This is a genomic window from Antrihabitans auranticaus (assembly GCF_016481275.1).
GTDB lineage: Bacteria > Actinomycetota > Actinomycetes > Mycobacteriales > Mycobacteriaceae > Antrihabitans.
In genome coordinates, this window is record NZ_JAEMNW010000009.1 from 88551 (window position 1) to 108579 (window position 20029).

The 20029-nt window shown below is 64.6% G+C and carries 21 protein-coding genes; 7 read left to right on the forward strand and 14 right to left on the reverse strand.

Annotation, left to right across the window (positions count from 1 at the left end; translation table 11 throughout):
- Positions 1 to 7: 7 nt before the first annotated feature.
- On the reverse strand, positions 8 to 1240 hold the full coding sequence (locus tag JGU72_RS26785) for a DUF445 domain-containing protein (RefSeq protein ID WP_233533082.1): 1233 nt from the start codon (positions 1238 to 1240) through the stop codon (positions 8 to 10).
- 186 nt (positions 1241 to 1426) lie between these two features.
- Complete coding sequence (locus tag JGU72_RS26790; protein ID WP_199687320.1) at positions 1427 to 2236, reverse strand: GNAT family N-acetyltransferase; 810 nt, start codon at positions 2234 to 2236, stop codon at positions 1427 to 1429.
- Positions 2237 to 2359: 123 nt separating this feature from the next.
- Here JGU72_RS26790 and JGU72_RS30875 point away from each other — a divergent pair, with 123 nt between their 5' ends.
- Positions 2360 to 3388, forward strand: coding sequence for a class I SAM-dependent methyltransferase (locus JGU72_RS30875; protein ID WP_307828618.1), 1029 nt, complete (start codon positions 2360 to 2362; stop codon positions 3386 to 3388).
- Positions 3321 to 3989, forward strand: coding sequence for a hypothetical protein (locus JGU72_RS26795; RefSeq protein ID WP_307828622.1), 669 nt, complete (start codon positions 3321 to 3323; stop codon positions 3987 to 3989). The genes JGU72_RS30875 and JGU72_RS26795 overlap by 68 nt, the downstream gene beginning before the upstream one ends.
- Positions 3990 to 4029: 40 nt before the next feature.
- On the opposite strand, the gene JGU72_RS26800 is transcribed toward JGU72_RS26795, so the two are convergent.
- From JGU72_RS26800 to JGU72_RS26820, 5 genes are all read right to left on the reverse strand, one after another.
- Entirely contained in the window at positions 4030 to 4680 is a 651-nt protein-coding gene (locus tag JGU72_RS26800; protein ID WP_199687423.1) for a fasciclin domain-containing protein, read from the reverse strand.
- Positions 4681 to 4838: 158 nt separating this feature from the next.
- A complete protein-coding gene (locus JGU72_RS26805) occupies positions 4839 to 5717 on the reverse strand; it encodes a MerR family transcriptional regulator (protein ID WP_233533083.1) in 879 nt (292 codons plus the stop codon).
- A 247-nt stretch (positions 5718 to 5964) separates the two neighbouring features.
- The gene (locus tag JGU72_RS26810; protein WP_199687323.1) at positions 5965 to 6558 is read right to left on the reverse strand and encodes a dihydrofolate reductase family protein; all 594 of its coding nucleotides are present in this window, start codon (positions 6556 to 6558) and stop codon (positions 5965 to 5967) included.
- A gap of 1 nt (position 6559) precedes the next feature.
- Positions 6560 to 7027, reverse strand: coding sequence for an SRPBCC family protein (locus JGU72_RS26815; RefSeq protein WP_199687324.1), 468 nt, complete (start codon positions 7025 to 7027; stop codon positions 6560 to 6562).
- 2 nt (positions 7028 to 7029) lie between these two features.
- The gene (locus JGU72_RS26820) at positions 7030 to 7356 is read right to left on the reverse strand and encodes an ArsR/SmtB family transcription factor (protein WP_199687326.1); all 327 of its coding nucleotides are present in this window, start codon (positions 7354 to 7356) and stop codon (positions 7030 to 7032) included.
- 30 nt (positions 7357 to 7386) lie between these two features.
- Here JGU72_RS26820 and JGU72_RS26825 point away from each other — a divergent pair, with 30 nt between their 5' ends.
- Together JGU72_RS26825 and JGU72_RS26830 are read left to right on the forward strand one after the other, a co-directional pair.
- Positions 7387 to 7527, forward strand: a complete 141-nt coding sequence (locus JGU72_RS26825; protein ID WP_199687328.1) for a hypothetical protein — start codon at positions 7387 to 7389, stop codon at positions 7525 to 7527.
- 208 nt (positions 7528 to 7735) lie between these two features.
- Positions 7736 to 7981: a hypothetical protein gene (locus tag JGU72_RS26830; RefSeq protein ID WP_199687330.1), complete on the forward strand. Its 246-nt coding sequence runs from the start codon at positions 7736 to 7738 to the stop codon at positions 7979 to 7981.
- Positions 7982 to 8005: 24 nt separating this feature from the next.
- Here the strand turns inward: JGU72_RS26830 and JGU72_RS26835 are convergent, their stop codons facing one another.
- Genes JGU72_RS26835 through JGU72_RS26845 form a run of 3 tightly spaced genes read right to left on the reverse strand, consistent with a single transcriptional unit; the run spans position 8006 to position 10967 of the window.
- A complete protein-coding gene (locus JGU72_RS26835; RefSeq protein ID WP_199687332.1) occupies positions 8006 to 8740 on the reverse strand; it encodes an SDR family NAD(P)-dependent oxidoreductase in 735 nt (244 codons plus the stop codon).
- Positions 8737 to 9759, reverse strand: coding sequence for a phosphotransferase family protein (locus JGU72_RS26840; protein ID WP_233533084.1), 1023 nt, complete (start codon positions 9757 to 9759; stop codon positions 8737 to 8739). The genes JGU72_RS26835 and JGU72_RS26840 overlap by 4 nt, the downstream gene beginning before the upstream one ends.
- Positions 9756 to 10967: an acyl-CoA dehydrogenase family protein gene (locus JGU72_RS26845; RefSeq protein ID WP_199687333.1), complete on the reverse strand. Its 1212-nt coding sequence runs from the start codon at positions 10965 to 10967 to the stop codon at positions 9756 to 9758. Before JGU72_RS26845 ends, JGU72_RS26840 begins: the two co-directional genes overlap by 4 nt.
- 191 nt (positions 10968 to 11158) lie before the next feature.
- On the opposite strand from JGU72_RS26845, the gene JGU72_RS26850 reads away from it, so the two are divergent.
- Positions 11159 to 12001 carry a helix-turn-helix domain-containing protein gene (locus JGU72_RS26850; RefSeq protein ID WP_199687336.1) on the forward strand — a complete coding sequence of 281 codons (843 nt, stop codon included), beginning with the start codon at positions 11159 to 11161 and terminating at the stop codon, positions 11999 to 12001.
- Positions 12002 to 12271: 270 nt separating this feature from the next.
- Positions 12272 to 13426 (forward strand): GGDEF domain-containing protein, encoded by a 1155-nt coding sequence (locus JGU72_RS31340; RefSeq protein WP_199687337.1) that lies wholly within the window; start codon positions 12272 to 12274, stop codon positions 13424 to 13426.
- A 9-nt stretch (positions 13427 to 13435) separates the two neighbouring features.
- Here JGU72_RS31340 and JGU72_RS26860 read toward each other — a convergent pair whose 3' ends face one another.
- Together JGU72_RS26860 and JGU72_RS26865 are read right to left on the reverse strand one after the other, a co-directional pair.
- Complete coding sequence (locus JGU72_RS26860) at positions 13436 to 14275, reverse strand: LLM class F420-dependent oxidoreductase (protein WP_199687339.1); 840 nt, start codon at positions 14273 to 14275, stop codon at positions 13436 to 13438.
- 44 nt (positions 14276 to 14319) lie between these two features.
- Positions 14320 to 15843 carry a carboxylesterase/lipase family protein gene (locus tag JGU72_RS26865; protein ID WP_199687340.1) on the reverse strand — a complete coding sequence of 508 codons (1524 nt, stop codon included), beginning with the start codon at positions 15841 to 15843 and terminating at the stop codon, positions 14320 to 14322.
- Positions 15844 to 15886: 43 nt separating this feature from the next.
- Between JGU72_RS26865 and JGU72_RS26870 the strand changes: the two genes are divergently transcribed.
- On the forward strand, positions 15887 to 17350 hold the full coding sequence (locus tag JGU72_RS26870) for a class I adenylate-forming enzyme family protein (protein WP_199687342.1): 1464 nt from the start codon (positions 15887 to 15889) through the stop codon (positions 17348 to 17350).
- A gap of 19 nt (positions 17351 to 17369) precedes the next feature.
- Here the strand turns inward: JGU72_RS26870 and JGU72_RS26875 are convergent, their stop codons facing one another.
- On the reverse strand, positions 17370 to 18317 hold the full coding sequence (locus JGU72_RS26875; RefSeq protein ID WP_199687344.1) for an SDR family oxidoreductase: 948 nt from the start codon (positions 18315 to 18317) through the stop codon (positions 17370 to 17372).
- Positions 18314 to 20005 (reverse strand): bifunctional 3-(3-hydroxy-phenyl)propionate/3-hydroxycinnamic acid hydroxylase MhpA, encoded by a 1692-nt coding sequence (gene mhpA, locus JGU72_RS26880; protein ID WP_199687345.1) that lies wholly within the window; start codon positions 20003 to 20005, stop codon positions 18314 to 18316. Before mhpA ends, JGU72_RS26875 begins: the two co-directional genes overlap by 4 nt.
- Positions 20006 to 20029: the final 24 nt, after the last annotated feature.

Genomic DNA, 20029 nt, shown 5'->3' on the forward strand with positions numbered 1-20029 from the left:
CCGAGGGTCAGGCTCCGAGCACGAGGTGCAGCTGAAGCTCACCGACGAGGAATCCGAGCACGGCGCCGACGACGATGATCTTCCATTCGTCTTGTTTGAAAGCCGGCCGCAACAGGTCTTCGTACTCCTCGTTGGTCATCGTCACCATCTTCTCCTCCAAGAAGCTTGGCAAATCGACTGTGCCACCAGCGAGCCCGCTCAACTCGACGCCGCGAGTCTTGATCCGCTCGATTACCATTGCCGCCACTTTGCGCTTGACGCCCTGGTACTGGAAACCACCGACCAGTTTGACTACGGGCTTTGCGAAGCCGGCTTGATCGTCGACCGCGCGATCGACCTCGCGCTCGACCAGGAACAGGAACTGATCCGACTTGGGTCCGGTGAGCATCGCCTCGAGCATGTTCTCGGGCGTCAGAATCTCGGCGGCGACGATATGCGCGTAGTCGCGGGTGACTTCTGCGCGCCGCTTATGGAAGACGCCCTGCCACGTATAGCCGAGGATGCGCTTCGGCTTGGCCGGGCGGAAGATCATTTGCAGTGCGAGCCAGTCGGTTATCAGACCGGTCAGCGCACCGAACACCGGTAACACCCAGGGTGAATGCGTTGCGGCATAAGCGAACACCTGAACCACGCCGATCGCGAACCCGAATGGTATCCCCACATTGCAGATGAAGCGGAGTTCCTTCTTGCCTGTGGTTCGGAACAGTCGCACCGTCAGCGCCTTGTCGCGCGTCATCGCATTGATCGCGAGCGCGCGGATGTCTATGACGTCGTCCACCTTTTCGCGCATCTCCCGCAACATTCGCTCCACGACTGCGGGCACGCTGTCGGTGACGCGATCGAGCAGGAGAGTCTTCACCGGTGGCGGCGTGACATCCCACAGCCCGGGTCGAGTCTCTTCGAATACCGCGACGGTGAGGTCTTCGACCATCTCGCGCATCGGATCGGCGAGCTTCACCATCATGTCGTCGACGTCGATGCGGTCGATGATTTCCTGTGGGTTGAGAATTCTGCCCATCAGCAGGTCGATGGCGATCGATGCGATGCGCTCGACGCCGCGCGGAACGATGCCCTGCCAACCGAGGAACGGTTTGATGCCGACGAACTCGAGCGGTCGGAACATCATTTCGACCGCGGCCAGTTTCGTCACGTATCCGATGAACGCCGCGATGAACGGCATCGACGCATAGAGATACCAGTGATCCTGCAGATCTTGCACAAAGCTGTTCAGGACCCTCACCCCATCGCTTCTGTTCGCGGTGTAACGACCCGCGAGCCTGTTCTTGTCCGAGAACTTGTTCTAACAACGTCCGATTCTCGGCAGCCTGGTGTGAGTTTAGTACAGTAGAACCTGTTCTAGAAAGTCCGTGGCGTCAGCTGTGGATCACGGCAGCACGGGCGCTGCGGCTGCCAGGGGTGGATCACCTCACCCCGTGGTTCGGCGCCACTTCGTCCGGGTGTAGGCGACCCGGAAACCTTTACGCTCGGCGTTGCGCTGCGAGCCGCTGCCGGCTTCGGCCACCATCATGGCGAGGTCGCAGCCGCGCTCGTCGGCGAATCGCATCCTTTCGGCCAGGAGCGCGGCTTGCAGGCCGCGGCGCCGCAGCTCCGGCACGGTTGCCGATCCTGCGAACAGCGCGACGCCGTCATGCAGGGTCAGGACTCCCGCTGCGCCCGCCAGCCCATCGAACTCTGCGACGAAACAGACGCTGTCGGCACGCTCGGCGGTGATCGCGCCGACCCCGCGGAGGAAATCCTCGAGTTCGGGGTGCTCGTGGGCCCAGCCGCGCGCACTGACGTCGCTCCATAATTCGGCCTCGCCGGCGTCGATCGTTCGCACGGTAACGCCTTGGGGGAGGGGAGTGTTCGGCGCCGAGACGTCCCGGTACACGACGTGGCTGACTTCGATTGGCAGGTAACTACGTTCGGCGAGCAATCGCAGTGCTCCGACGCCGGCCAGCGGGCAGACCTCGTGATCTATTTCCGCACCTCGATCCAGGAAGAAGCGTTCGAACTCGTCGAGGGTCTGCGGAGTGAGTTCTTCGAAAACGCCGAGCCCGAAACTCTGCGTGACGGGCGAGTCCACACCGTCGAACACCGCGAATGCGCCCCCGCGCTCGAGCCACTCGGCACCGCAGCTGGGATCGAGTCGGCGGTGTGCGGCAGCGAACGCCATGCAGCCGCGGCCCTCGGCGGCTTCGAGACGGCGGGCAAGGTCGAGATCCGAGAACGGCATAGGTGTTGTGTTTACAGGCGATCGACCAATCGGTGCAATGTACTTTCGCATGAACGATCCATCGGCGAATCTCGTATCCAGGACAGGCAACATCGACTCATCGCGGACAAACGGAGGCAGGGCGTGGGCGAGTTCGATCTCACGAACGACAAGCAGGCGATCGCATGGGACGGTGATGCCGGCGCGTACTGGGCCGCCAACGCCGCACAATTGGACCGATCGCTCGCGGGCTACACCGCGCGCTTTCTGACGGCCGCGGCAATCGAGCCTACCGATCGGGTACTCGACATAGGTTGTGGCACAGGACAAACCACGCGCGCGGCAGCAGAAGCGGCGTTCGAGGGCTCCGCGTTGGGTGTGGATCTCTCGCTCCGAATGATCGAGCATGCCCGCGAGCTCGCGAACGCGCGGGGGATTGCCAACGCCGAGTTCGAGCAGGGCGATGTTCAGATTCACCCCTTTCTCAGTGCCTCTATCGACGTCGCAATTTCGCGCACCGGCTGCATGTTCTTCGGTCGACCCGACGTCGCGTATGCGAATATCGCTCGTGCGTTGCGGCCGGGCGGGCGCATGGCGCTGCTGGTCTGGCAGAGCGTCGACCGGAACGAATGGTTCAGCGAACTCATGACCGCGCTCAACGGTCGCCCGCTCACGCCACCGCCCGACGAACCGGGACCGTTCGCCTTCGCCGATCCGAATCGGGTCACCGCGATCCTTACCGCGGCGGGGTTCGTCGACGTCGATTTCGAAGACGTCCGCGCGTCGAATCATTTCGGCGACGACGCGGCCACGGCGGAAACGTTCGTACTCGGCCTGCTCGATTGGCTCATTCGAGACCTCGACGATGCCGGTCGCGAACGTGCCCGGGAACGCCTGCGCACGACACTCGCCGCTCATGACGAGCGAGGGCGTCATGTTCGGGTCTGCCGCATGGCTGATCACGTGCCGGAAAGCAGAGGCCCGCAGCACCTGATCGTTATAGGTGCTGCCTATCATCGCGACAATGACGTGGTTACAGGGTTGGTGGCACAACGAGGTAGTCGATGGCTACAAGGGCCCGCTGCTGGCAGGGTTTGTCGTATTCATTGTGACTTTCCTGGTTACCCGCACGATCACGCGGCTGATCCGGGCCGGTCGGGGGCCGTTTCATAACATCAGCAGCGGCGGCGTCCATATGCACCACTCCACACCTGGTGTCATTCTGCTGATAGTCGGCGGTTTCATGGGGGTCGGCGCCCCGCCGCTGTCGGGTTGGACATACGCAGCGGCCGTGCTGGTCGGCGCCGGTTCGTCGCTGGTACTGGACGAGTTCGCGATGATCTTCCGGCTGCAAGACGTGTATTGGTCGCAGGAAGGCCAGCTTTCGGTCAACATGGTCACCCTCGCTGCCGCGTGCGTCGGCTTCGCAGTATGCGGGTTGTCGCCCGTCGGTGTGAACGGCCTCGCCGGCACCGAAGTTGTTGTGCGTGGCGGGCTCGTCAGTGCGCTAATGGTGAACCTGTTGTTGGTGACGCTCACCGCCCTGAAGGGCAAATACCCGACGGCGTTGATCGGCCTGTTCGTTTCCCCGGTGGCGTGGGTCGCGGCAGCTCGCCTTGCGCGCCCGACCTCGCCCTGGGCGCGGTGGCGCTACTCAGCGAAGGAGTTGGCGCACGCTCGACGGCGCGCTGCCGCGTTCGACGATCGCTGGGCCCCCGTCCGGCGGCACTGGGACGACTTCATCGGCGGTGCCCCGACACAGGCCCCGCAGTGACGCCGGCACAGTGCCGCTCGGCCGAGCGGCACGTGTGTCTCTACTGTGGCGTGAGGACCGAATCAATCAGGTAGACAGTGGCATTCGCGGTACTGACCCCACCGCAGATGACTGCGGCGTCGTTGACCTTCAGGCTGTCGCCCGACCCTGTGACGTTCACCGTGCCGCCCTCGACCGTCGTCTGCGTGCCTGCGATCGCGTCCGGCGCGATCCGGCCCGGAACCACGTGGTAGGTGAGGATCTTTTCGAGAGTTGCCTTGTCGGTCTTCAGGGTTTCCAGAGTCGCAGGATCGACCTTGGCGAAGGCGTCGTCGACCGGGGCGAAGACGGTGAACTCGCCGCCGTTGAGGGTGTCGACCAGGTTGACCTGCGGATTCAGTTGTCCCGACACCGCTGCGGTCAGGGTGGTCAGGATCGGGTTGTTGGATGCCGCGACCGCGACCGGCTCGGCAGCCATGCCTTCGACCGACCCGGGGCCGGTGGGAACCTGCTCGGCATATCCCGCGCAGCCTGGACCCACCAGGCTGGCTCCGGCGGCTTCGGCACCCGACGAGGGCGCCATGGATCCCGTCGTCATCGCCGCGGCCGACGTCGTTGCGGACTCGGCAGAATCCGAAGACGAGTCGTCCGACGAACATGCTGTGCCGCCGAACAAAGCCAGCGCTCCTACGCCGAGTACTGCCGCAGCCATTCTTGCGTTGGTTCTCACGGTGTTCCTTCTTTCCTGATGCACACGGGAGCGGGTTCGCCACCGAAACGATGCATAAACGATGCATGCTGACCTGTTCCAGTGTGACACCGATCACGAGAAATTGCATCGTTTACGCATCGATTACTTTTCGTTGGGGTTCACAGCAGTTGATCGACGGCGTCGCGCAGTCCGTTCACCCAGCGCGCCGGTTTCGGTAGCTCGACCGCGTCCCATCCAGGTCCTGCCACGAGCGCGCCGACATCGGCCTCGAGGATCGCGCGCACCGCGTCGACGTCCGCAGTACGTGAGGTCTGCGCCCACAGCACGACTTTGGCGACTCCGCGGCGATGAACGAGCAGGTCGGTCAGTGCCGCGTGCGGCACGGAAGCGCCGAGCATGAGGACGGCGACACCGTTCTCGCACAGCGCCGCCCGCAACGCCTCGAGCGGAAGGCTGTGTGACTCTTCGTCTGTGCACGCCAGTACCACGGTCGCGGCAGCCTCGCCGGGCAGGAGTTGGACGCGCTGCAGGCAGCGGGTCACGATCCAGGACAACATGTGTTCGACATCGATGCAGTTCTGCCCAGCCGTTTGGCGGGCGTCGATCGCGTTGAAAACCGGACGGCACAACGAATCCCACGTCTCGATCACCCCGTGGTGGACGAGGTGATCGTCCACGATCCGAGTGGCCGCTGGTGCGTCCAGGCGCAACGCGGCGGCGAGGAGTGCGCCGGAATCGGTCGGCGGACGCGGGTTCGCGGCGATAGCTTTACGAGCCGCCTGCGCGGGAGTCTGCCCCTCGTCGATCAAGGCATGCATGCGTTGGAGGACAGCGATGTCGGCGTCGGTGTAGAGGCGGTGCCGGCCAGGGCGATGGCTTGTCGGACCGATGCCGTAGCGGCGAGTCCAACTGCGCAAGGTCGCTGTCGGAATCCCGAGCAAACGCGCCACCGCGCGAACGGTGTAGGCCGAAGATTCCAGCTCTGGATCGTGGGCGTCGACGGCGGATTCGCCCGCATTCCGCTTCTTCAGGTTCAATGCTCCTCTTCCGCCGTTCGATGAGCTCTCGACCGTCCGAATTACCGTCGGGCTCGGCCGGCAGAGGCGCGCGCGGCGTCTGGCGGAGTCGGGACCCTCCGATCCGCACCTTTGTCGCAGAACAATTGGCGCGTGTGAAGATCATACGTCGAATCGATGCATAAGTGATGCGTACGGCGTAGATGGCGCGCTGGACCTGGACTTTTCGGACAAGTCGCCGCCATGACCGCCCGACGCCTGGCCGAGACTATCCGGCTCGTACCGGATAACGAAGGTGGATGACGCGGTCGCCTTCGACGACTCGAGGGTTTTCGAGGACGGTCTGGTCGGTGACGACATCGCCGAAAAACCGTTTGCCGGCTCCGAGTACTACGGGCACGAGATCGATGTCGACCATGTCGACGAGTCCGGCTGAAAAGGCCTGGGCGCCGACGTTGCCCGCACTGATCGACACGTCGCGATCGCCGGCGAAGACCTTGGCTTGCTCGATCGCGCTGCGGACGCCGTCGGTGACGAAGGTGAACGGCGCGTCCGGGAACAGCCAATCGGTGGGGGCGTCGTGAGTGACCACGAACACCGCACCGCCCGCGGCGGGCCTGCCGTGCCAGCCGTTGGTGAGGTCGAACAGGTGGCGGCCGATGACCGCGGCGCCGACCTGCGGCCAGGTTTCGTTCATGTAGTCGGCGCTGGCGCGGCTGACGTGAAAGGTTCGCTCCGGATCGCCGGGGGCGGTAGCTACGTCGCCGTTGCCGTACCAGTCGAACATGGGTCCGACGCGGTCGTGCGGGTCGGCGATGAAACCGTCGAGCGACATCACGGCCGACATCACCACCCTGCCCATGTCACCACTGCCTGGCGAGCACTGCGTCGAGTGCCGCGTAGCTCTCGTTCATCCCGGATTCCATTCCGGAGGACAGCATGCCGTCGCGCTCCTCTTGGGTGAGGAACTGGCTCACCACAACAAGTTTCGTGGTCTCGTCGCCGAGGTCGACAAACGTATTTGTCTCGACGAGGACGTGTCCTGGTTGGCCGTCCCATTCGAATGTGTAGGACAGTCGGTCCTCCGGGCTGATCTCGCGGAAACGTCCCTCGAACCCGAAAGTGTCACCGTCGGCGCGCTCCACGAACCGCCAATGGCCGCCGCGCTCGAACTCCCAGCGCTCGATGTCCATGTCGTTGCCTCGCGCCCACCATTGGGCAAGCAGGTCCGGCTTGGTGAATGCCGCCCAGACTCGGCTTCGCGGCGCGGCGAAGACCCGCTCCACGTGGATTTCGCGTTCGATGGCGGTCGAGACTGTACTCGTGGTCATTGCTACTCCTCGGTCCGTCGCAGAAATCGTTCGAGACGGTCCAGTCGCTGCCCCAAAGCGCGCTGGTAGGAACTGATCCATTCGGCCTCCTGCGCAAGCGCATTCGTGCCGAGCGTGCAGTAGCGCACCCGCCCGCGCTTCTCGGTGGAGACGAGTCCGGCGTCTTCGAGCAGTTGCACGTGCTTCTTGATGCCGGTCAGCGTCATCTCGAAGCGGTCAGCGAGATCGCTGATCGTTCGAGACCCGTCGCCGAGCAGGTCGACGATGCCGCGGCGGGTCGGGTCGGCCAGCGCGGCGAATGTGTTGTCTAGGGCGGAATACTGAACCATCAAGTTCAGTATTGCAACAGGGTGTGGACGGTGTCAACGGTCTGGGTTGTCCGCAGTGGACTCCTCGGCCACGCCAAGCGTGCTGTTCGCGACGTCACGCGCGCCGCTGCGGAAGCTGCTCGTGCGGCCGGCGAGCTCGGTCGGCAGCCGAGCGAAGCCCAAGCAAGGTAGTCATCCGACGTGACGCGTAGATGACGTCGGGTGAACGTGCCGGTGAACATCGGGCTGCTGGTGCAGGCTGAACCGCCCACCGCGGAACCTGTTGTAGTGCAAGCGTAAAGCCGTGATTTTAAATGTTGCGGCGGGGAGCAGTCTCTGAGAGCCTTTGGCGGCGAACTCGGTGATCGCCGTGTTCTGACGACTCGAGGAGACAGTGAGAATGATCAAGAAGCTTGCCGTTGTGTCAGCAATAGCCGCCGGCACGTTTTTCGCCGGCGCAGCGACCGCAGCTGCCGCGCAGCCCGCGGCACCGGGCCCGGATGACTTGGTTGTCGGCGTCGTGCCGGGAGTGACCTACATTTCGTATGCAACCGGAGAAGCGGCGTTTCTGTCCGGCGCGGGCTCGGTTATCTACGACAACACCGGCTACCACGTAGTCGACGCCACGGGTGCGCCGGTCTTCTGACGCCGAGCGTACGGTGACGGCGCGCTATGCGCCGTAACCGTCGGTGCCAGCGCGCGTCATGACAATGTTCGGGATGACGGCTCGCGACGAGAGTTGCAGGATTGCCGCCACCATTTCGACGATGTCGTTGACCTCCAGCATCTCGTTAGGCGGAATCGTGTCCTGCGTCCATTTGCTCATGTCGGTGTCGACGTAGCCGGGAGCGATTGTGGTGGCGCTGATTCCCCGACCGGACTCCTCGGCGTTGAGGGTCTGTGTGAGGGAGATCAGCGCCGCCTTCGTTGCGCCGTAAACGGCGAGTCCACGCTCGGCGTACACACCGGTAATCGAGGCCAGGGAAACAACTTTCGCGCCCCGATCGGGGTTTTCCGTCGCCCCCGCGCGCAGTAGTGGCAGCGACTGCTGGAGTAGCTGGAACGGCGCGCGGACGTTCACGGCGAATGTTTTGTCGAATCGGCGCAGCGGAAAGTCCGCTATGTTTCCTGCAGTTCCGACGCCGGCGTTGAGAATCAACGCGGTCATCGACCCGTGGCGTTTTTCATGCTCCTCGGTGAGTCGGACGAGGTGTTCGGGGTCGGACAGGTCGCCTGCGATCGCACGGACGGCGGTGCCGTCGGCGGCGAGGTCCTGTGCGACGGTCTCGAGACGCTCCGGATCCCGCGCGGTGACGGTCAGCGAATATCCCATGTGGGCAAGTCGTTTCGCAACGCCCAGGCCGATGCCCCGCGACGCTCCTGTGACCAGTGCGGACTTCGTCATGCTGATGCCTTTCCTAGGGCGCGCAGTCCGGCGGCCATGAATTCGGGGGTGGCTTCGGCTGCGTGGACGGCGCCGCTGCCGGAATCGGATCCTTGCAGGGCTCGGTGCGTGATGCCTTCGCCGATGATGCCGAGTTTGAAGTTGGCGAGGGCGACGTAGAAGTCCCACGCAACGAGGTCGCGCCCGGATGCTGCCGCGTACGTCTGCGCGAGCGTGTCGGCCGACGGAATGCGTGGGCTCGTCCAGGCTGCCTGCGTGCCGAGCACCAGGTCGAATATCGGCGAACGGTAGACGCACATGAGCGCGACGTCGGTGAGCGGGTCGCCGAGGGTCGAGAGTTCCCAGTCGACAACAGCACGAACGATCGTCGGATCAGCGGTGTCGAGGATGGTGTTGTCGATCCGGAAGTCGCCGTGCACGATCGACGCGCTGGACGACTGGGGGAGCGCCTCGGTGAGCGCGTCGTGTAGGGCCGCGACGTCGGGAAGGTCGCGAGTCTTCACCCGATCCCATTGTCCCGCCCAGAGTTTCAGCTGCCGGGTGAAGAATCCCTCGGGCCGGCCGAAGGTGTCGAGTCCTACGGCGCGATAGTCGACGGCGTGCAGGTCTGCGAGCACCTTCACGAGCGTCGAGGTAGTTGCTTCGACTTGTTCGTCGGACAGGCGTCCGAGCTCGGATTGTTCGCGGATCACCTGGCCGTCGACGAATTCCACAACCGTCATCGGCGCTCCCAACGCTGCACCGTCGGCGTCGAAGGCAACGGTCTTCGCGACCGGCACGGGGGTTCCCTGCAGACCGCGCGCAACTTTGTATTCGCGGGCCATGTCGTGCGCTGACGGGGTCAACCCGCTCGTCGGCGGGCGACGGACCACCCAGGTCGACACGTCGTCGTATGCCTTGAAGGTCAGGTTCGAGCGACCACCGCTGATCAGCTCGACCCGCAGCTCGCCGGATACTGCCACACCGCTGTCGACGAGGTACTGGCGCAACGCGGCAATGTCCATGCCCGGCAGGCTCATTCGGCTGCCTCACGGGCGGCCCGCTTCGCCGCGCCGACGACTCGCTTCGCAATCGCCCAGCGATGGACCTCGGACGGGCCGTCGTAGACGCGGAACGGTCGCACCTCGCGCGACAGCCGCGCCAAAGGCAGATCCTCGGACACGCCGAGCCCGCCGCACATCTGAACACTGCGATCGACAATTCGGAAGATTGCTTCGGCACCATAAGTCTTGGCGATCGCAGTGGAGTTCGATGCCGGGTCGCCCTGGTCGAGTTCCCAGCAGGCGCGGACCAGCAGCGCGCGGGTCGCCGCGATGTCGATCTCGTTGTCCGCGACCATCTTCTGGATCATGCCGAGATCGCCCAGGGTGGCGCCGAAGCCTTGGCGCTGCGCAACATGTGCGACGGCGACGTCGTGGGCGCGGCGAGCCGCTCCGAGCCAGCGCATGACGTGCGTCATCCGGGCGGGTCCGAGACGGACCTGTGCGTACTCGAATCCGCGGTCGACTTCGCCGAGCACCGCTGAATCGGGAACGAACACGTCGTCGAAGGACACTTCGCAGTGCCCGCCGATCATCGACTTGTCCAGGGTGCCGATGTGGCGTCCGACGCGGATGCCCGGTGTGTCCGTGGGTGCCAGGAACATCGTGGCGCCACCGCGCAGGCCGGGCTCGCCGGACGTGCGGGCCATGATGATGAAGAATCCGGCGCCGTCGGCACCGGTGATGAACCACTTCTGCCCGTTGATCCGCCACCCACCCGGTGCGGGCACCGCGCGGGTCGACAGTGCTGCCGGATCGGACCCCGCACCGGGCGCGGGCTCTGTCATGGCGAATGCAGATCGGACGTCACCGTGGGCCAGCGGCTCGAGAAATCGCTGCTTCTGGTCCGGGCTGGCGATGTGGGCGAGCATGTGGACGTTGCCTTCGTCCGGTGCGGCGATGTTGAGCGCCAACGGGCCGAACAGCGAATATCCGGCCTCCTCGAAGACAGGCGCGCGGTCGGACATGTTCAAACCCTGGCCGCCGAGTTCGACCGGAGCGTGGGGTGCAAATACTCCCGCGGCCTTGGCTGCGGCCTGCAACTCGATCCGAACATCGTCGCCACCCGCAGCAGCGATGTCGCCGCCGTGGCGGTCTTCGATCGGTAGAACCACCTCGCGGGTAAAGGCGCGCGTGCGCTCGATCAGCGAAGCCACCTCGGGCGTGTAAGTCAGGTCGATTGGCACAGCGTCACTCCACATCATCGAAATCTGTTCAGTCCGGGGCGATCGATCACTCGGTCCTGAACGGGTCGGCTCGTCAACAATCGCATATCAAATACGCAGAAGTCAAAGGGTGATATGCAGTTTAGCGACGTCCCGACCACGAGCTGCTATGGTCGTTGTGTTCAGGTTTTCCGAACAACTTGGGGTTGGTAATGGGAACAGCAGTACACGAGGCGATCAGGTCCGCGCGTATCGCGGCGGGCCTATCGCTGCGCGAGTTGGCCAGTCGGATCGATGTGAGTCCGGCAACCCTGAGCGCAATCGAAAACGGTAAGACCGGTGTATCCGTCGATCGCCTGCAGGTTGTGGCCGATGCGCTGAAAACGACCGCGGCAGCCCTGCTCGACCCGTCGTCCGGAACGACCGCGGGACTCGAACAAGTCGGCCGCCGTTCGGACGGCGCAACAGGAGCGTGGCGCGAGTTTCTGCCTATGTCGATCGATCCGGTGTTGGCAGCCGCGATCGAAGGCTTCGTCGACACGGGCTACCACGGTGCCACCATGCGTTCCATCGCGACTCGAGCGGGGATGAGCGTGCCCGGTGTCTATCACCATTACCGCGACAAGCAGGACATCTTGGCCCGCATTCTCGACCTAACGATGGACGAGTTGCACTGGCGCGCTCGGGCGGCGCGTGCGGAGGGCGGTTCGAGCGTGGTCCGTGTCGCCTTGATCGTCGAGGCGCTGGCTCTCTATCACACGCATCGGCGAGAATTGGCGTTCATCGGAGCCAGCGAGATGCGCAGTCTCGAACCTGACAACCGCGCACGAATCACCGAGTCGCGCAACGAACTACAACATATGCTCGATCGCGAGATCGACGGCGCGATTGCGGCGGGGGAGTTGGGCTCGCGGCATCCGCGCGACGCCGGACGCGCGATCTCGACGATGTGTACCTCGTTGCCGCAGTGGTTCCGGATCGACGGTCCTTCGACTCCCGAGCAGATCGCGCGCGAGTACGCCGATTTCGCCCTCGACCTCCTGCGCAGGACGTAGCAGCTTTCCCGCTACGCCGGCGGGTGCTGCTACATAGTCTTGCTTCTCGAGGCCCGACCGGTCGGGGGAGTCGGCAGTGCCCCGCAGGTCTCGGCGCCGATGTCGTCGGCAGGTTTCCGCAGCACTGGAATGTTGTCGCACACGAGGATCTGCGGATGATGGAAGCGAGCGGGTCGTCGAGCAGCTGATCTGCACCTGGCAACACCATTACCATCGGTTACCCGGACACTAAAGTGATTGCGTCGGGTCGGCGTTCGGTAAGGGGCGACTGTGGCGGCTGGTTCGTCGAGCCTGGTCTGGGCCGCGATACTGGCGGCCTTTGTAATCCTGTGCGGACTTGCCACTGCCTGGGCGTGGACGCTCGATCGCGAACGCAGTTACCTCCTCCTGATATCGGCCGGTACGGCGGTCTACTCGGTCGGCCTGTGGGTGCAGCTGACCGGTGTGTTTCCCGGGATCCTGTTCGATCTGTTCGTTGGCGCGCTGTCTACGGTCGTAGCACCTCTTCTGGCAATGGAAGCGTTGGTACGCCGCACAATTCACCGCACACTCGGGTACCGATTCGCAATCGGTGCCGTCACCACGGTGCTGGCAGGCGTGATCTGGTTCGGTGTCGTCCATCCAGATGTCGTGTGGCGCGTTCGTGTCGAGGACTACGTCTTTGCCGCGGTGCTCATCTACGGCTCGCTTCGGGCACGGTTGCTGACAAGCGGCAGGTCAGGGGACCCAGTTCTGTTCTGCGCGCTGGTTGCGATCGGCCTGTTCTGCCTCGGGCGATCGTGGTTCGGTGTCTCGGCTGACGCATTGCACTCGGGTGCCGTGTTCGGCACCGAGGTCTTTGTGGCGCCCGTTTATGCGCTGTTCACGATCATGATTCTCCCGGTCGTCGCGACGATCGTTCCGCAGGAGGTCTCCGCAGTCATCGGCGTGCTGCGCTTCGAGCGGGACACCGATGGATTGACGGGTGTTCTCAACCGTCGAGGCTTCATGGTCGAGGCACAGCGAATGATCGACGACGAAAGCCTCGCACCCGTCACGCTGGTGCTGTGCGACCTCGATCATTTCAAGCGTTTGAACGACCAGTTCGGGCACCAGGCAGGCGACGAGGTGCTGCGCGAGTTCGGCAGGGCGCTACGCGAATCGGCGCGGAACCTCGATCGGGTCGGCCGGGTCGGCGGCGAAGAATTCGCGATCCTGCTCGCCTCGTCGAGCAGCATCAGGGGCTTCGAGTTCGCCGAGAGAATGCGAACGCGGCTGTCGTCGGAGACTTTCACGTCCGTTCCGCCCCAGCATCGCGTCACGGCGAGCTTCGGCGTCGCTTCGACAGGCGGAACCCAGACTCTCGACGATCTGATTCGGGAGCCTGACACTCGGATGTATCAGGCGAAGGCAGCCGGTCGCGATCGGTCGTGGCCGGCCAGCTGATAGCACCCCTCAGGCGCGAATGATTTCGGCCAGCGGGCCGACGGGGTCGCCGTCGCCGAGGATCTGGATGGCGACGTGGTCGGCACCTGCTGCGAGGTGAGCATCGACCTGTTCCCGAACGTTCGCGGCAGCACCGTGAGCCACGAGCGCGTCGATCAACGCGTCGCTCCCGCCGTCGGCAATGTCGGCGTCGGTCCAGCCGAGGCGTTTCAGGTTCGAGACGTAGTTCGTCAGGTGCAGATACGGCCGGTCGACCGGCGGCCGGCCGACCGCGCGGGCCGCGTACGGGTCCGTGTCGAGAACGACCTTGTGCTCGGGTGCGAGCAAAACGTTGTCGCCGAGTTGTTCGCGCGCGAATCGCGTATGAGTGGGCGGCGTCAGATACGGATGAGCGCCGAGTGCACGATCAGCTGACAGCCTAAGCATCCGCGGACCGAGTGCGGCGAGCACTCGACGTTCGGCCGGTACCTGTTTTTCGTCGAGCACGTCGAGATAACGGCTCACCGCGTCGTACGGCTTTTCGTATTCTGCGGTGGCTTCGGGATGGCCCGCGCCGACGCCGAGGTAGAAACGGCCCGGGAACTTGTCTTCCAGTTCGAAGTATTCGTCCGCGATCGCTGCCGGGTCGGTGTTCCAGATATTGACGATGCCCGTAGCCACGGTGATGTTCTCGGTCGCATCGAGGACCGTGCGAATCGGACGGAGGTGCTTGGGCGATCCGCCGAGCCAAATGGTGCCGTAGCCCAGCTCTTCGATCGCGCGTGCCTGATCGGGTGCGAACTTGCCGAACCACCCCCATACTCCGTGCGTGCCGAAGCGTGCGATGTGTGCGGACTTGTCGAGGGTCATGGTGGTAACAACCGGAATTGCCGACGGCTATTCCGACTCCACTTCTACGCAGACGCGCTGCGCCGGTAGAAGCCCTCGTAGCCTTCCCACGCCAAGCGCTGCGGACGGTGCGGATCGTGCACGACGCGGGGTGGATCGTCGATAAGGAGGGTCCGGCGCTCGGGGATCGTGTACGACGGCCACGACGGCAGTGGCTCGCCCGTTCGCGCGAACGCCAGCCAATTGCCCTGCATGTTCCGGGAGACGGATCGCAACGCGCTTCGACCACCGAGAAGGGTTGTCGCTCGACCGAATACGCCGTCCTGGGCGCCGAAGAGCGGGACGAGCTCCATCGCATGCGTTGCACCGAGTCCGGCACGGTTCAGCAGGCGGGTCGCGAAATCGAAGCGGTACATGTAGGTCGGCGCATGTGCCGAGTGTGCCTGCGCCACGTCGACACTCGGGTGGAAGAACGTCACGTCGCTACCGATTGCCAAGGCCGCCTTCCGGTTCGGATAGCCCGGATACGCCGCAAGGACGCGGTCTTGGACGTCCGGGTCCGTCACACGGAACATGTCGGCGATCATCGACGGCCGCGTCGGCAACGCGTCCGGGATTCGCGCGAACAGGCTGCTTTCCCTTCGATTCGTCCCGATGATCAGAGGTACGCGATGCGCGGTTCCGGCGCGGAACGCCTCGACGGGCCAGGTGGGGAAGTAGTCGCCGTCGATCACTGGCTCGAGTGGGAAGTGGCCGGGGATCTCGTCCGCAACCCGGCGATACAGCGCCATCATTGCCGCGCCGAGTTCCTTCGGCGTTGCCCTTTCGAGGGCAGTTCTCGCTGAAGATGTTGTGGCACCGAGCAGTTCGATGTAGGACTCAGCCCACCGTGCCGAATCGTCTTTATCGTGCGCCCAGTGCGCCGGCGAACTCTGCGCGATGGCGCGATGGAACAACCCGCGTGCGGCGGGTGTGACCAGCAGCGAGGTCACCGCGTTGCCTCCGGCGGATTCGCCGAAGATGGTGACGTTGTCCGGATCCCCGCCGAATGCGGCAATGTTGCGCTGCACCCACTGCAGGGCCGCCACCTGATCGCGCAGACCCAAATTGCTTTCGATCGGTCGCTCGGGCGTGGAGAAGGTGCTCAGGTCCAGGTAACCGAGTGGGCCGAGGCGATAGTTCATCGACACGAACACGATGTCACCGTGCTCCGCCAGCCGGATGCCGTTGTACAACTCCAGCGCGGACGTACCGACCAGGTAACCGCCGCCGTGGACGAAGACCATTACGGGCCGCGGCCGCTCGCTCGAATCCGCCGGCGCGACGACGTTGAGGGTCAGGCAGTCCTCGCTGAGCGGTTGGAACTTCCCCACTCCCAGGCCCGCGCCCCATGGGGGTTGGCATGACGCGTTGCGGAATCGCGTTGCGTCGAGGGTGTTTTGCCAGGGCGTGACTGATTGCGGTGCGCGCCAGCGGAGGTTGGCAACGGGCGGCGCCGCGTACGGAATCGAGCGCCACCGCAGTACGCCACCCTCGCGGCGCCCCTGGACCCGACCGTCGGCGGTCTCGATTGCAGCAGAGGATGGCATGTCAGTCACCGTATCCGCGGGTCGTTCGGTCGACAATAGGCCTATGACGCACCAGCTGAGCACTCTCGTGTCGGCGAGCGATCGAACTGCGCTCAGGTTCGGGGATCGTTCGTGGTCGTACGCCGAACTGGTCGCGGCTGCGGACCGCTTGGCGCGTGTCATGACCGCGGCGGGCCTACGCGGCGAACGTGTCGCACTTGCCCTGCCGAATTGCTCGGAGCTGGTGCTCTGTTACCTGGCCTGCTTTGCCTCGGGAGCGGTCGCGACACCGTTCAACACACGGTACGCACCGCCGGAGCTCGAGCAAGCGCTTCGCCGGGCACGCCCGCGCTGGCTCATCACGCATTCAGAAAAACTTGCCGACCTCGCCCGAATCGATGCGGCCGTTCTCGATTCAGTTCGCGTACTGGTCGTCGGTGACTCGCCCGGCAGGTACGAGGGGTTCGGGACGCTGCGCGCGCCGTCCGATTCGGGCGAGCCGATTGCACCGGACCCCGATGCGCCGGCTGTCATGTTCTTCACCTCAGGTTCGACTGGACGGCCGAAAGGTGTTGTTCACAGCCATCGTTCGGCACTCGGCGTGCTGACAAGCACGTCCGAAGCCTTGGGCGGTGTCACGGCGGACGACGTGACTCAGGTTGTCGAACCGCTGGTCCACGTCAGCGGCTTCATCGGCACGATGACCACCCTGATGGCGGGCGGAACAGTCGCCCTCTACGACGGCTTCGACCCCCTCCGGTACGTGGACGCGCTGCAGCAGCATCGTCCGACCCTCGTGTGCACACACATCGACATCATCGCGCAGGTGCTGCGGCAACCGGGGATGCGGCGCGAGTGGTTCGCATCGCTGCGCGGTGTCTACACCGGCGGGGATACAGTTCCGGCGGCGCTGCAACGAGAGTTCTTGGCGGCCAGCGGATTACCCATCTGTGTCGGCTGGGGCATGACGGAAGCGATCTGGTTGACAATCAACCGCGAGCCGCGCCTGGATCGAGATGGGTGCATAGGCGTGCCTGTTTCGGGGGTCGAGGTCCGAGTCGATGAGGCGACGGGAGAACTGCTCGTGCGCGGGCCTATGGTGCTGGACCACTACTGGGAGGACGAAACTCTCACCGCCGCAACCCTCACGGACGGCTGGCTACACACCGGAGACCTCGGCGAACAGGATGCCGACGGCGTCTGGTGGTTCACCGGCCGAAGCAAGGACATCATCGTGCGTCGAACGTCGAAGATCACCTCGGGCGAAGTGGAGTCGATCCTCGACCAGCATCCCGGCGTCGCCGCGGCTGCGGTGATCGGGGTCCCGGATCCAGAGGAAGGTCAGGTTCCAGTCGCGTTCGTCGTGGCGCGAAACGCTGCAGTTCTGACTGTCGACGACCTACTTTCGTTCTTGCGCAACCGGATTGCCGAATACAAGATCCCGGCACGCGTACACTTCCGGACCGAGCTTCCCCTCACGACGAGTGGCAAGCTCAACCGCCGTGAACTGAAGGAAGAAGTACCGTGAGCTAGGCGCCCGGAAGGATTCATGCTCGAACGAAAGTGGCAGCGCGGCTTGCGATTCCGATTCCTGCGCGCGCTACGGTGTGCACGAGCGGGGCAGCGCGACCCTGCCGGAACATGGCCGCGTACTCGTGGGCGAAGCTTTCGATGGAGCGCGGCGGTCGACCGGTGAGGTCCTCGACCGCGCTGCTGACCGTCGCACCGGCGCCTGCGCGAAACATCTCGGCCATCTCGGCGAGGTGCTGGATGTACCAGTCCGGATGGCCCTGTCGCCGTATGACTTTGGCCGCCATTATCGGAGGTGTGCCGACATACCGGACGTGCTGCTCGGTTGCGTCAGCGAGCACTGCGGCGAGCTGCGCGTAGTCGAACGCGCGGGGTCCGGTGATGTCGTAGACACGGTCGTGGTGGGTGTCGTCGGTCAAGACCGCAGCGGCGGCGGCGGCAATGTCGCGGGCATCGACCATGGCAATAAGCGCGCCGTCCATCGGAGCGGCGAGCAGCCCGACCCGTGCGACCATCGGCGCTGCTGTCGCGAGCAGGTTCTGCATGAAGAAGCCGGGACGCAAGAAGGTGAACGGCACGCCGGTTTCTTCGATCCGATGCTCGGTGTGCCAATGCTGACGACCGATCTCTGCTGGTCCGCCCGGTGAGATCGACGCCGCGATTCCAGACACTTTGACGATGTGGCCCACGCCGTTGCGTACCGCAGCGTCGACGGCATTGCCCTGTAGCTCGGCTTGCCGAAGGTCCTGAACCGACACCAGGAAGAGTCGGTCGACCCCCTGCATCGCCCGGTCCAGTGAGCCTGAATCGGCCAAGTCGCCGGCAGCCAGTTCGACACCGAGGTCGGTCAGCGCTCCCGCTTTGGAGGGGGTTCGGACCAAGGCGCGCAAGGGTTTTCCCGAGTCGGTGAGCAGCCGCGCGACCTCGCCGCCAATTTTGCCGGTCGCTCCGATGACGAGAATCATGCGAGTCGTACTCCGCCCTGACGTGAGTGCATCGTGTGCGCGGCGATGGCCGCTGTTCCGCCGATCAGTGAGTGGTAGGACGCCGAAACGCGGTCCAGCCCCGCGATATCGGTCAGCGCGAACACGATTCGGTCAGGCCGCACGATCGCGAAATCGCCGCCGTGCCGGCCGAAGAAGTCGAATGCGTACCCATCGAGGTCCTCGACCGCGATCGTGCCGGGCTCGCACCGCGACGCTCGGTTGCCGGGCCGGCTGACCGTCACATAACTCGCCCTCAATGTCGACCACACATCCTTGCCTTTCGCACCCAGGTGAATCTGTGGGTCGAGGTCGCGCCCGACCACTGTCCAGCCGTCACCCATGATGTTGTCGAGTGGCAGGATCCGGCCCTCCGCGGTGCGCACCTTCGGTTGCGGGAAGACATGTCCCGCCCCGCCGCGGCGTCCTGTGGCGACGAACGCTCCGGACGAATACTGGAGGTGGTGCTTGAACCGGCCCTCGGTCAAATAGGGCACCCGTGCCATTACTTTCAGCAGTGCGTCGCGAACCCTGGCGCCGCGCGGGTTGCGGGTCTGGACGAGGGCACCGGAGAGCCGTGTGAGTCGGGTCATGCGAGTGACGTGCGGGCGTCGTTCCTGTTCGTAGGTGTCGAGCACGGCCGGATCTGCGGTGCCGGCGATGACAGCGGCCAGCTTCCACGCCAGATTGTGGGCGTCACGCATACCGGAGCTGAGTCCCTGTCCTGCGAATGGCGGCATGAGGTGTGCAGCGTCGCCGGCGAGCAGTACCCGACCCGAGCGCCACCGCGCCGCCGACCGGGCATGAAACGTGTAGACGATGTGGCGCAGAATCGTGATCCGCTGCGGGTCGACCCACGGCGACACGAGCCGGCGCGCATTCTCGAGGGTCGCGACCTCGGCGTGGTCCTCGCCCGGCAACACCATGAACTCCCAGCGGTGGTGCGTCCCGGGCAGCGGCAGTGTCACAGCCGGCCGACCGGGGTTTCCGACGAATTGGAAACACGAGACATCTGCAAGCGGCTCTTCGAGTTTCGCGTCGACCACCAGCCACGGCTGAGCGTAGGTAGCCCCGCCGAAACCGATCGAACAGAGGGTCCGCACGGTGCTGCGCCCGCCATCGCACGCGACGACCCAACGCGCCCGGATCGGAGTCTGACGACCGTGGTCGGCGGTGCGGGACCACACGGTTATTCCATCGCCGTCATCGTGCAAAGCCTCGACTCGCACGCCCCGTCTGACCGTCACGTGCGGGAAACGCTCGACACCCTCGTGGAGCACGCGTTCGAGGTCTGGTTGGTAGAAGAAAGCGAGTTGTGGGAAGCCGTTGTGACCGCCGGAGGGACGCATGGTCACGAGGGGCTCGCCGTGCGCCGAGATGAATCGCGTGCTCTGGCCGAGATCCAGGTGGGGGAGCAGTTGATCGACGAGGCCTGCCGCTTGAAAGACGCGCAGTACTTCGTCGTCGGTCGATCCCGCGCGAGGCAGTGTGTGCGGTGTGTTGTCACGCTCGAGAACGATGGTTCTGACTCCGGACTGGCCGAGCAGGTTCGCGAACATCGCGCCGACGGGCCCGTAGCCGACGATCACCACGTCGGCGTCGACGTCATCGCGTGGATGGGTATCGATAGGCGGGAAGTGTTGTGGCAGTGCGAGTTTTGAAGCGTTCATGGGCGTTGCTTTTCTCTTCGGGGC

Excerpts from the sequence above, each read along its gene's own strand:
- JGU72_RS26835 (WP_199687332.1), bottom strand. The coding sequence starts at position 8,740 with ATGACGAAGTCCGCACTGGTCACAGGAGCGTCGCGGGGCATCGGCCTG.
- JGU72_RS26830 (WP_199687330.1), top strand. The coding sequence starts at position 7,736 with ATGATCAAGAAGCTTGCCGTTGTGTCAGCAATAGCCGCCGGCACGTTT.
- JGU72_RS26840 (WP_233533084.1), bottom strand. The coding sequence starts at position 9,759 with ATGAGCCTGCCGGGCATGGACATTGCCGCGTTGCGCCAGTACCTCGTC.
- JGU72_RS26815 (WP_199687324.1), bottom strand. The coding sequence starts at position 7,027 with ATGACCACGAGTACAGTCTCGACCGCCATCGAACGCGAAATCCACGTG.
- JGU72_RS26790 (WP_199687320.1), bottom strand. The coding sequence starts at position 2,236 with ATGCCGTTCTCGGATCTCGACCTTGCCCGCCGTCTCGAAGCCGCCGAG.
- JGU72_RS26865 (WP_199687340.1), bottom strand. The coding sequence starts at position 15,843 with ATGCCATCCTCTGCTGCAATCGAGACCGCCGACGGTCGGGTCCAGGGG.
- JGU72_RS26800 (WP_199687423.1), bottom strand. The coding sequence starts at position 4,680 with ATGGCTGCGGCAGTACTCGGCGTAGGAGCGCTGGCTTTGTTCGGCGGC.
- JGU72_RS26875 (WP_199687344.1), bottom strand. The coding sequence starts at position 18,317 with ATGATTCTCGTCATCGGAGCGACCGGCAAAATTGGCGGCGAGGTCGCG.
- mhpA (WP_199687345.1), bottom strand. The coding sequence starts at position 20,005 with ATGAACGCTTCAAAACTCGCACTGCCACAACACTTCCCGCCTATCGAT.
- JGU72_RS26820 (WP_199687326.1), bottom strand. The coding sequence starts at position 7,356 with ATGGTTCAGTATTCCGCCCTAGACAACACATTCGCCGCGCTGGCCGAC.
- JGU72_RS26810 (WP_199687323.1), bottom strand. The coding sequence starts at position 6,558 with ATGGGCAGGGTGGTGATGTCGGCCGTGATGTCGCTCGACGGTTTCATC.
- JGU72_RS26850 (WP_199687336.1), top strand. The coding sequence starts at position 11,159 with ATGGGAACAGCAGTACACGAGGCGATCAGGTCCGCGCGTATCGCGGCG.
- JGU72_RS26860 (WP_199687339.1), bottom strand. The coding sequence starts at position 14,275 with ATGACCCTCGACAAGTCCGCACACATCGCACGCTTCGGCACGCACGGA.
- JGU72_RS26870 (WP_199687342.1), top strand. The coding sequence starts at position 15,887 with ATGACGCACCAGCTGAGCACTCTCGTGTCGGCGAGCGATCGAACTGCG.